We start from the raw sequence: 9,785 nt of genomic DNA on the forward strand, positions 1-9,785 counted from the left end.
GAATTTCTTTGTCAGACATAGTGATCAGCATCTATATTTTATATCCAGTCCATGGTGATAAAAACCATCATAAACTAGACATTTTTATTGGTGAGAATATAGACACTTTAAATGGGTTCTAACAAGTTCAGCACTCTTTGCTCAAGACCTTACTGGTGTTTGGCAGCAAATTGATGACAAAACGGGGTCACCTAAAGCCTTGATTGAAATCCGGCAGGAACACAATGGAACCTATACCGGAAAAATCACCAAAATCACGCCGCGCCAAGGCTATACGCCGCGGGAAAAATGCATAGACTGCCCGCCGCCTTATACCAATCAGCCGATCCTCGGCTTAGATGTCTTTAAAAACTTAAAAGCCGATGGTGAGAACGTGTACTCATCAGGCAAAATTATTGATCCGCTTTCTGGTAAAATTTACAACCTGAAAGCGAAGCAGTCGGCCAATGGCAAACGCCTGCTTTTACGAGGATATATCGGCATCTCCGCGATTGGCCGTACACAAACATGGCTGCGCCAAGAGTAAAGCATTCATATCCATGCATGCTTATTGCGGAAAATCATTAAAGGTTTTTTATGAAGCGTAATTTTAAATTGGGGCTCCTTGTGCTCAGTGCAGTATTCAGCGGTTCGGCACTGGCGCAGGATTTAACCGGAACTTGGCAGTCTATCTATGATAAAACAGGCTCGCCTAAAGCGATTATTGAGATCAGCCAAGAAGGCAATGGCTCTTATACAGGAAAAATTGTCAAAATTACGCCGCGTCCAGGCTATACGCCGCAAAAAACCTGCAATGACTGCCCTGCGCCCTATACCAACCAGCCGATTTTAGGCATGGAGATTTTAAAGGGTCTGAAGCATGTAGATGGCACCAATAACTATGAGCGCGGCCGTGTCATCGACCCGCTAGCCGGCAAGCTTTACAATGCAAAAGTAAAGCTCAATGCCACCGGCAAACGTTTAACCCTGCGCGCCTATATGGGGGTTTCGACTCTAGGCCGCAACCAAACGTGGATCCGCCTAGACTGATTCATTGCCTGAGCGCAATTGAATCCGCATAAAAAAGGCCGCAAATGATGCGGCCTTTTTTATGCAGTTTTAAAGTTGCTATAGCCAATGAAATGATTTTCATCGCACGGCCGCATTTAAAACCTAGAGTATTTAAAACATGGGATTGTCCGCACGGAAAATCTCTTGATCTTCCAAGCGGTAAGCAATCAGCTGATTGCCCCAGACACAGCCGCCATCCACATTTTGAATGCGCTCTGAAATGGTTTTCCCTTCCAGCGCAGCCCAATGGCCAAAGAAAATCTGATGCGTTGCAGCCGCTTTCGATTCAAAATCAAACCATGGCAAATAGCCTTCCGGCATCGGATCATCCAGAGCATCTTTAAAGCTGAATTCCATCCGCCCTTCAGCATCCGTCAAACGCATGCGGGTCAAATAGTTGGTAATGCAGCGCAGGCGCTCATTGCCTTGCAAATCATCCGACCACAGCGCCGGTTTTTTACCGTACATGCCCTGCAGAAAATCATCCAATACCGCAAAATCATCATGGCTGATGACCGCTTCGACTTCTTTAGCCAGCGCCGAAGCCTGTTCAGCAGTCCAGTTGCATGGAATGCCTGCATGCGTCAGCACTGTGCTTTCATTCGGAAATAGGCACAGCGGCTGTTTACGCAGCCATTCAATCAGCTCATCACTCTCTAAAGCATGAATCACATCATCAATCTGATCTTTCGGATTCGGCTCTTTAATGCCGCGCGCAACCGCCAGCAAATTTAAATCATGATTGCCCAGCACTGTCGCTGCAGCACCGCGGTCAGCCAATTTCTTGATAAAGCGCAAGGCGCCGATCGAATTTTCACCGCGCGCCACTAAATCACCGGCAAACCAGATAAAGTCCTGATCCGCGTCAAATTGAATCTGCTTCAGCAAAGCCTTGAGCGCTTCAAAACAGCCCTGCACATCACCAATGACATAGTTATAGCGCGCCATCTTATGCACCTGCCATTTGATCCGCCAGCGCCACGAACTGCGCCAGCGTTAAAGTTTCCGGACGCGCCATCGGATCGACGCCCGCCTTTTCAAAACCATCTTCCACCAGCATCCCTTTCAGGCTGTTGCGCAGGGTTTTGCGGCGTTGGGTAAAGACATGGGACACCAAACGCGCCAAGGCTTTTTCATTTTTCGCCACAATCGGCTTAACTGCATACGGTTCCAGGCGGAATACGGCTGAAGTCACTTTCGGCGGCGGATTAAAAGAACCCGGCGGCACTTCAAAGAGGAAGGTTGGCTTGCAGAAATACTGGATCATCACCGACAGGCGGCCATACTCTTTGGTGTTCGGCGCAGCGGTAATGCGGTCCACCACTTCTTTTTGCAGCATGAAGTGCATGTCTTGCACTTTGTCGCCAAACTCCAAGAGGTGAAACAGCAAAGGTGTCGAAATGTTGTAAGGCAAGTTGCCGACTACACGCAGCGGGCGGCCTTCCTGAAACAGCTCCGTAAAGTCATATTTCAAAGCATCAGTTTCAACAATGGTCAAGCGCTCAGGATGCGGCACGCGTCCCGGCAGGCCAGCGGCCAAATCACGGTCCAGCTCCACCACTGTCAGCGCATCGCACTCGCCAATCAAAGGGGACGTCAAAGCCGCCAGACCCGGGCCGATTTCAACGACATTGTCGCCTGCGCGCGGATTAACAGAACGGACGATTTTGGCAATGACACGTTGGTCATGTAAGAAGTTTTGACCAAAACGCTTACGCGTGTGATGCCCTTCATCTTTCGGGTTTAAGGCATTAATCTGATACATAGACAGTTCCAACGTGTAAATAAGACAAAATCACTGGCGCGCCAATTCCAGCGCAAGATCCACAGCAACATGCAGGCTCGAGCTTTTCGCAAGCCCAGTGCCGGCCAGGGAGAGTGCTGTGCCATGATCAACAGAAGTGCGGATAAACGGCAAGCCTAAAGTAATATTGATGGCTTCGCCAAAGCCCTGTGATTTTAACACAGGTAAGCCCTGATCGTGATACATCGCCAAAACAGCATCGGCATCTTTTAAGTTTTCCGGCGTAAATAAGGTATCCGCCGGCAAGCTCAGGCTCATATTCACGCCCTGCGCACGGTAGCTTTCCAGCACGGGATTAATCACCTCAATTTCTTCCATGCCCAAATAGCCGTCTTCGCCCGCATGCGGATTTAAGCCGCAAACCAGAATATGCGGATGTTCTTTCTTGAATTTGCTTTTCAGATCATGGATAAGAATATCAATGACTTGATGCAGGCGTTCTGCAGTAATGGCATCCGGCACTTCACGCAAAGGCAGATGCGTTGTCGCCAAAGCGACGCGCAGCGTTTTGGTCGCCAGCATCATGACCACACGCGGCACACCCGCAAATTCTTGATAATATTCAGTATGGCCGCTGAAATGAATGCCGGCTTCATTGATAATCGACTTCTGCACTGGCGCAGTAGCCACACCGACGCTTTTCCCGCTCAGGGCATAATCAGCAGAACGGCGCAGCTGTTCCAGCACATAGGCCGCATTATTGACATCCAGCTGACCAGGAACAGCAGGATCGGCCAAAGGCACATGCTCGACATAAAGCGCGCCTTGCGCAGCCGTGGCTGCCTGCCCAGTAAAATCAATCAATTCAACAGATCGATTCAGCAATTCCGCCCGTTTTTGCAGCATGGCTTTATCCGCCAGCACCACAAGCGGCCGCTCATCAATACGTTCAGCCAAGCTCAAGCAAATATCCGGGCCAATGCCAGCCGGCTCTCCACTGGTTACATATAAAGGAAGCATAGGATTCATCTATTTTTTCAATTTCATTTATTTTAATACAGAATCGCAGCTGAAGATGCCTGCTTCCTTGGGCAGCCAAGCAAATCACAGCGCTTATTGACTGAAACATCGATGGGATAAAGGCTTCAGCCGCAAAAATAAAGCCTTGAAATCCGTATTCTGATCTTAAAATCGGCCCTTAATGCAGCGCTGTTTGTCCGATTTCAGCGTTTCATCCAATATTTTGATGGTTTTTCAAGCTCAGCTCTAGGCTTTTGATTTAAACTGCTATAAAATATGCCACTTGAAATTTTATATTTTCATTTGTGATTCTTCACGTATTCGTTTAGAATCGCGTCTCCTTTTGTTTGGACAGCTTCCATAGTCCAAACCAACTATAATAGGTAGTGGTTTAATGAAAACTCTCAGCGCTAAGCCAGCTGAAGTTCAACACGACTGGTACGTTGTTGATGCTTCTGGCAAAACTTTAGGTCGTCTTGCGACTGAAATCGCTCGTCGTTTACGCGGTAAGCACAAAACTTCTTATACTCCTCACGTTGACACTGGTGACTACATCGTTGTTATCAATGCTGAGCAAGTTCAAGTGACTGGTAAAAAATCACTTGATAAGAAATACTATCGCCACACTGGTTTCCCTGGTGGTATTCGTGAAACTAATTTCGAAAAATTAGTTGCTCACAAACCAGAAGAAATCTTCGAACGTGCTGTAAAAGGCATGTTGCCAAAAGGTCCTCTTGGTTATGCAATGATCAAGAAAATGAAAGTGTACGCTGGTACTGAGCATCCACATACTGCTCAACAGCCACAAGTTTTGGACATCTAAGGGATAACTGCACATGGCTACTAATTATGGTACAGGTCGCCGTAAGACCGCAACTGCACGTGTTTTCCTATCAGCAGGTACTGGTAAACTCGTAATCAACAACCGTACTCTTGATCAATATTTCGGTCGTGAAACTGCTCGCATGGTTGTTCGTCAACCGCTTGAGCTTTTAGAAGCTACTGAAAAATATGACCTTTACATCACTGTTGCTGGTGGTGGTATCGGCGGTCAAGCAGGCGCTATCCGTCACGGTATTACTCGTGCACTGATCGCTTCTGACGAAACGCTTAAACCTGCTCTTCGTCAAGCTGGTTTCGTTACTCGTGATGCTCGTGAAGTTGAACGTAAGAAACTTGGTTTACGTAAAGCACGTAAACGTCCTCAATTCTCTAAACGTTAATTCGTTTACCGAATCGGACAAAAAAGCCTTGGTTTATACCAAGGCTTTTTTTATAGCTCAAAAATTTCAGCTATTGGTTCAAATAAATCCGCACCAGAAAAAAGCATAACGCTTGTGCCGACACCCAGAACTGCAATTGCCCCGCCAATCAGGTATTGCCATCTATATTTCCTGAGCTCAGGATTCATCATCCCACTCAAAAGCGCCGTCAGAATAAGCAGCGCGTCGCTCATAATAGATATTCCAGCCCCTGCAGCGCCCAAGACTCCAATCAAAAAAACTTAATTTTTGCAGCACACTGAATTCCAGCATCATTTTTATTTTCCTGTCTGCCCGTGATTTTATAAGCAATTTTTAGTATCCTATCCTCTTCAAAACAGCTTGTTCAGGATTTATGTCAGCCGAAAACGCCACTCTTCAAGGAATCACGCTGTACAGCCATGCAGATGATTTTCGATCCCACTGGATCAGATACGTCCTTGCAGAGAAGCAGATCAAACACAATCTGATTATCACCGATGATGACGATGAAGATCTGGCCAGCTTAAATCCATACAATCAGCTTCCGATGCTGGTCGAAAATGAACTCAAGCTGTTTAATGCCAGCATTATTTCTGAATATCTGGATGACCGTTACCGTCAAAACAAGCTCTATGCCGATGCGCCTGCGCCGCGTGCGGAACAGCGCCAGTATATCTGGCGGTTTGAACAAGACTGGCTGCAGCTTGCCGATATCATGCTGCGCCACCCAGACACATTAGATGTCGCAGCGCAAAAAAAAGCGCAGATCAAGCTCCGCGATACGCTGGTTTCTCTGACCCCGCTGTTTCAGCATTTCCCTTATTTCATGTCCGAGCATTTCAGCATCCTAGACTGCATGCTTGCGCCTGTTTTTCTCAGGCTGCCAGCAATGGGCATTCACCTGCCTAAACAGCACTGCCGCCCTATCCATTTATATTGCCAGCGTATTTTTAACCGTCCTGCTTTTGTAAAATCAATGACATTGCAGGAAAAAAACCGCTACAGTGACTTATTGTCCAACTCTTCAAATTAACCGAGCTGCTTATGCCTGAACAAGAATTTAATCTTAGCCCAACCCGCCCGTATATGGCGCGCGCAATCTATGAATGGATTTGCGATAACCAGCTGACCCCTTATCTGCTTGTTGATGCCACGCAGCCAAACACCATAGTGCCGGAACAGTTTATTCAAGATGGTCAAATCACCCTGAATATTGTTCCGCATGCTGTGCATGCCTTAAACATGAGCAATGACGCCATCAGCTTTTCGGCGCGCTTTGGCGGGGTATCACGTGATTTGTATGTGCCTTTTTCTGCCGTATTGGGCATTTACACGCGCGAAAACGGTCAAGGCTTATTCTTTGACCCAAGTGAATATCAGCATATCCAAAATACCGAAGATGCTTTAAAATCAGAAGCTGAACAAAAAACTGAACAAACCAAGAAAAAACCTAGCCTAAGGTTATTAGATTAAAACTATGGAGCAGCAAGCATGGCTTTTGACTTAGTACAATATTTTGCAGAACAGATAGAAACCCAAAAGCCAGAGCTTCTCCCCTCTTTGTCCAGAGATGAAAAAAGGCAGCATATTTCAGACATTAATGCGCTGACGCTAGGCGAACTCATTAGCCAATGGCGCGCCAATGACAAAAAAGTCTACCAGGAAATTACTGCACCCGACGATCTGTATGTGCAGGAAGTCGCACGGCATTTAACCACATCGCCTGACAATGCATCCAGCCTGCCAAAACTGGAACTGGAACAGTTAACAGCCAGTATTTTTTCATTGCAGCTGCATGAATTGAAGCAGCTGCATGATACCGGCAGCCATAATCTGAACAGCATCCGCGAACTGCTTTTAGGGCAAATAGAGCATTTATCCGGTCAAGCAGAAGATTGGGTTTGGTCAACAAATAGACTGTTAGAATTAAAAGGCTCCAAACCTGTTATTCAAGATGAGCTATCATTAGAGGAATCTATGAAGGAGTTTAATCAAATGGTTAGCCAGCATACCAGCGACGAACAGGCAGACATCTCCCCAGTTGTTCCAACTTGGGCAAAAATTGCAGAACCCGTCGTTGCTTTAGTCATTTTATGGGTGCTTGCTTCCGCAGCATGCAACATTTTTGCTTAAGCGGAAAATAAAAAAGATCAGCTGATGCTGATCTTTTTTATGCATCAAATTCAAAGGCTAAACAAAACTGAGTGTTCTTGCATGCCCTTGGCAAACACGCAAAATGCTGGATTACTCTCAATTTTTTGCATCTATTTACATTTTTTTGCATGCAGCAAGCATATCCCCAAATAGCGCTCTTCAACACAATGAATCATTATATGCCACCCTCAGAAGAGGGAAAAATCATGACTTAGATTAGCATTTGAAGTGCAACACCCTGTTGTTGGCATAATACCTGACTCGGTCTTTTAAAGCCTAGTCTTTTTCTTGGGCGATGATTCAAACGTTGAGTGATGTCTGAGATGTATTCATCTGTATAGATACTTAAATCACTACCTTTTCTAATATATTGCCTGATTAAGCCATTTGTATTTTCATTTGTACCTCGTTGCCAAGCGCTATAAGGATCAGCGAAGTACCAGTCTATTTCTAATGCTTGAGCAGCATACTCATGTAGACTGAACTCCTTACCATTATCTGCGGTAATCGTCTTGAGCTGATCTTTGATCGGCTCAAGTAGACTGATGGTGGCTTGGCAAATGTCCTCTGCCTTACGTGAACGACACTTTTTCAGCCATAGGTAACCTGTCTTCCGATCTACAATCGAGACCAATGATTGCTGATGGTTCTTACCTACAATTGTGTCTATTTCCAAATCACCAAAGCGAATTCTTTGCTCAATCTCAAGTGGTCTGTCATGAATGCTTTTTCGGTTAGTCAGTTGACCACGGGTTTCAGGAGTGCCGTATTTCCTCTTTCTTTGATTTCTGAATCGTAGGTTGTGAAAGAGTGTACCGCCTTTGTTTTTATCCTGTCGTATGAAGTGATAAATGGAATGCATGCTAATTGGAACATGAGAAGCAATTTGTTCAGGACTCCATTGAAGATCAAGATAAGAGATGACATGTGCCCACATTTCACAAGGGATTCTTCTAGGGTTGGAGCAATGGCGTCTTTGAGCTATTTTATGGGCATGTTTAGCGAAATAGCCATTTCTCGCTCGGTTACGTTTGATTTCTCTAGAAATTGTGGAAGGTGAACGATTTAATCTCCAAGCGATGTAACGTTTAGAAAAACCTTCACGTAACAGTGTATAAATCTGATATCTTTCTTCTTGAGTAAGATGAGTATAGTTCATGATGCAACTTTGACTTTGGTCGGTCGGAAGCAAAATGCTAACTCATCTTGCTTCTTTCCAATATTTTAATCTCTGTTGCACTTCATTTGAGAATCTAAGCCTATATTAATGTACTTTATTGCGGTGGCACTCGTTGGTAGCAAAAGTGCTTCCACGCTTGCAGCTCAAGGCTGCGTCAGTATTGATCTAGAATTTTCTGCTGTAGAAAATACCGAAGTCATGCACATAAGATGCCGTTAGCGCAGTCATTAAGCTTAAATAACCATATCGAAGATATTTTCATAATCTTCCGCAAACTCATTACTGAATCCATTTTTTTAGCTTGCACCTGCTAATAAAGTATTGAAAAGAATTTTTTATGCCGATGTGCTTTATATAAAGAGCGGAATATCAACGATTGCCGAGCAGCATAAGATTCCAAGGCAAATGGCAATGTATCAGCAGAAATATCACTGCAGACAATATCAGCCGAATACACCTTGAGGATCATCACAATGCTCTGCCAGCGGTGACTGACGTGAAACCTAAACAAAGCATGTCAAAAACCGTTAAGGCAAATTGTGCAGAAAATTTGCTTTTCCACACAAGAGGTTTATATAATTTTTACAACAGTAAAAAGTAGTTTTACCGAAATCATGCATACTGGAAAGCACAAGCCATCAAATCCCTTTCAGAATATACTTTCCTGAATCAAATTAAGAAAAAATATCCCCATAAAGCGATGCATAAGATAAAGACAAATTTAGGCATACAAGCAAGGATTAGTGATCTGTCTTTTTTTATGAAACACGACGCAATCCCCAGAGCGACAGCCCTATTGCAATTAAGGAAGCAATTCCAACACTGATAAAAAGAACAGAGACCAATGCTTCCGCTAAGCCGCTCCCAATATGCCCCGCAGCCGCAATAGGAGTCATTTTTCCAGCTCCAGCAAATCCCGCAGCAATGCAAGCGAACCAATTGATATAACCCGAATAAAGCCATGACCACTTAAGCCAGGCGCCTTGCAGCTGAGAAAGATGAAAATACGGCCAAATAGCACCAATTGCTATGAGTAAAACACCGCTAAGAACACCGATAGTATGAGCGGAAAGTCCAAGCCTCGGAATAGCCATAAAGCGAATTAAAAAACCGCCTAGAAATGAAAGCAAAATAAGTACGAACGCATGACGGAATAAGCTGATGTTCATTGCCGTTCCTTACAAATTCGAATTCTTATATTTATTTTAGTGATTCCTCACACGCTTATCAAACAGCCGTATTTTCGCTTTTATTTTTTCTATCGCGCATAAAAAATCCCCCTCAGCCATTAAGCGGAGGGGGATTCGAATAATGAGCTGGCGATGACTTACTCTCACATGGGTAACCCCACACTACCATCAGCGCTAAGAGGTTTCACTTCTGAGTTCGGGAA

At 44.9% G+C, this 9,785-nt stretch carries 12 protein-coding genes and 1 pseudogene; 7 read left to right on the forward strand and 6 right to left on the reverse strand.

Features of this window, described 5'->3' with window-relative positions; translation table 11 throughout:
* Positions 1 to 124: 124 nt before the first annotated feature.
* Together ACE3T3_RS15595 and ACE3T3_RS15600 are read left to right on the forward strand one after the other, a co-directional pair.
* Positions 125 to 526 (forward strand): annotated as a pseudogene (locus tag ACE3T3_RS15595) (DUF2147 domain-containing protein); the annotation flags it as partial.
* A 50-nt stretch (positions 527 to 576) separates the two neighbouring features.
* A complete protein-coding gene (locus tag ACE3T3_RS15600) occupies positions 577 to 1,029 on the forward strand; it encodes a DUF2147 domain-containing protein (protein WP_374668541.1) in 453 nt (150 codons plus the stop codon).
* A 132-nt stretch (positions 1,030 to 1,161) separates the two neighbouring features.
* Here the strand turns inward: ACE3T3_RS15600 and ACE3T3_RS15605 are convergent, their stop codons facing one another.
* Genes ACE3T3_RS15605 through pdxA form a run of 3 tightly spaced genes read right to left on the reverse strand, consistent with a single transcriptional unit; the run spans position 1,162 to position 3,814 of the window.
* A complete protein-coding gene (locus tag ACE3T3_RS15605; RefSeq protein ID WP_374668543.1) occupies positions 1,162 to 2,007 on the reverse strand; it encodes a symmetrical bis(5'-nucleosyl)-tetraphosphatase in 846 nt (281 codons plus the stop codon).
* The gene (rsmA, locus tag ACE3T3_RS15610; protein WP_374668545.1) at positions 2,000 to 2,815 is read right to left on the reverse strand and encodes a 16S rRNA (adenine(1518)-N(6)/adenine(1519)-N(6))-dimethyltransferase RsmA; all 816 of its coding nucleotides are present in this window, start codon (positions 2,813 to 2,815) and stop codon (positions 2,000 to 2,002) included. Before rsmA ends, ACE3T3_RS15605 begins: the two co-directional genes overlap by 8 nt.
* Positions 2,816 to 2,845: 30 nt before the next feature.
* The gene (gene pdxA / locus ACE3T3_RS15615; RefSeq protein WP_374668562.1) at positions 2,846 to 3,814 is read right to left on the reverse strand and encodes a 4-hydroxythreonine-4-phosphate dehydrogenase PdxA; all 969 of its coding nucleotides are present in this window, start codon (positions 3,812 to 3,814) and stop codon (positions 2,846 to 2,848) included.
* A 394-nt stretch (positions 3,815 to 4,208) separates the two neighbouring features.
* Between pdxA and rplM the strand changes: the two genes are divergently transcribed.
* Entirely contained in the window at positions 4,209 to 4,637 is a 429-nt protein-coding gene (rplM, locus tag ACE3T3_RS15620) for a 50S ribosomal protein L13 (protein ID WP_004722943.1), read from the forward strand.
* A gap of 13 nt (positions 4,638 to 4,650) precedes the next feature.
* Entirely contained in the window at positions 4,651 to 5,037 is a 387-nt protein-coding gene (gene rpsI / locus ACE3T3_RS15625) for a 30S ribosomal protein S9 (protein WP_374668548.1), read from the forward strand.
* Between the two features lie 50 nt (positions 5,038 to 5,087).
* Here rpsI and ACE3T3_RS15630 read toward each other — a convergent pair whose 3' ends face one another.
* Complete coding sequence (locus ACE3T3_RS15630) at positions 5,088 to 5,270, reverse strand: hypothetical protein (protein ID WP_374668550.1); 183 nt, start codon at positions 5,268 to 5,270, stop codon at positions 5,088 to 5,090.
* 161 nt (positions 5,271 to 5,431) lie between these two features.
* Between ACE3T3_RS15630 and ACE3T3_RS15635 the strand changes: the two genes are divergently transcribed.
* The 3 genes from ACE3T3_RS15635 to ACE3T3_RS15645 are packed head-to-tail and all read left to right on the forward strand — an operon-like array spanning position 5,432 to position 7,191.
* A complete protein-coding gene (locus tag ACE3T3_RS15635) occupies positions 5,432 to 6,091 on the forward strand; it encodes a glutathione S-transferase N-terminal domain-containing protein (RefSeq protein WP_374668552.1) in 660 nt (219 codons plus the stop codon).
* An 11-nt stretch (positions 6,092 to 6,102) separates the two neighbouring features.
* Complete coding sequence (locus tag ACE3T3_RS15640) at positions 6,103 to 6,531, forward strand: ClpXP protease specificity-enhancing factor (protein ID WP_374668554.1); 429 nt, start codon at positions 6,103 to 6,105, stop codon at positions 6,529 to 6,531.
* 18 nt (positions 6,532 to 6,549) lie between these two features.
* A complete protein-coding gene (locus ACE3T3_RS15645; RefSeq protein ID WP_374668556.1) occupies positions 6,550 to 7,191 on the forward strand; it encodes a hypothetical protein in 642 nt (213 codons plus the stop codon).
* 232 nt (positions 7,192 to 7,423) lie between these two features.
* Here ACE3T3_RS15645 and ACE3T3_RS15650 read toward each other — a convergent pair whose 3' ends face one another.
* The gene (locus ACE3T3_RS15650) at positions 7,424 to 8,371 is read right to left on the reverse strand and encodes an IS30 family transposase (RefSeq protein WP_374668558.1); all 948 of its coding nucleotides are present in this window, start codon (positions 8,369 to 8,371) and stop codon (positions 7,424 to 7,426) included.
* A gap of 779 nt (positions 8,372 to 9,150) precedes the next feature.
* Complete coding sequence (locus tag ACE3T3_RS15655) at positions 9,151 to 9,561, reverse strand: hypothetical protein (RefSeq protein ID WP_374668560.1); 411 nt, start codon at positions 9,559 to 9,561, stop codon at positions 9,151 to 9,153.
* Positions 9,562 to 9,785 lie beyond the last annotated feature (224 nt).

The organism is Acinetobacter sp. (genome assembly GCF_041919735.1).
GTDB lineage: Bacteria > Pseudomonadota > Gammaproteobacteria > Pseudomonadales > Moraxellaceae > Acinetobacter.

Bases quoted from the DNA above. Each gene is read 5' to 3' on its own strand.
- ACE3T3_RS15650 (WP_374668558.1), bottom strand. From the start codon at position 8,371: ATGAACTATACTCATCTTACTCAAGAAGAAAGATATCAGATTTATACA.
- ACE3T3_RS15640 (WP_374668554.1), top strand. From the start codon at position 6,103: ATGCCTGAACAAGAATTTAATCTTAGCCCAACCCGCCCGTATATGGCG.
- ACE3T3_RS15655 (WP_374668560.1), bottom strand. From the start codon at position 9,561: ATGAACATCAGCTTATTCCGTCATGCGTTCGTACTTATTTTGCTTTCA.
- pdxA (WP_374668562.1), bottom strand. From the start codon at position 3,814: ATGCTTCCTTTATATGTAACCAGTGGAGAGCCGGCTGGCATTGGCCCG.
- rplM (WP_004722943.1), top strand. From the start codon at position 4,209: ATGAAAACTCTCAGCGCTAAGCCAGCTGAAGTTCAACACGACTGGTAC.
- ACE3T3_RS15645 (WP_374668556.1), top strand. From the start codon at position 6,550: ATGGCTTTTGACTTAGTACAATATTTTGCAGAACAGATAGAAACCCAA.
- ACE3T3_RS15630 (WP_374668550.1), bottom strand. From the start codon at position 5,270: ATGAGCGACGCGCTGCTTATTCTGACGGCGCTTTTGAGTGGGATGATG.
- rpsI (WP_374668548.1), top strand. From the start codon at position 4,651: ATGGCTACTAATTATGGTACAGGTCGCCGTAAGACCGCAACTGCACGT.
- ACE3T3_RS15600 (WP_374668541.1), top strand. From the start codon at position 577: ATGAAGCGTAATTTTAAATTGGGGCTCCTTGTGCTCAGTGCAGTATTC.
- rsmA (WP_374668545.1), bottom strand. From the start codon at position 2,815: ATGTATCAGATTAATGCCTTAAACCCGAAAGATGAAGGGCATCACACG.
- ACE3T3_RS15635 (WP_374668552.1), top strand. From the start codon at position 5,432: ATGTCAGCCGAAAACGCCACTCTTCAAGGAATCACGCTGTACAGCCAT.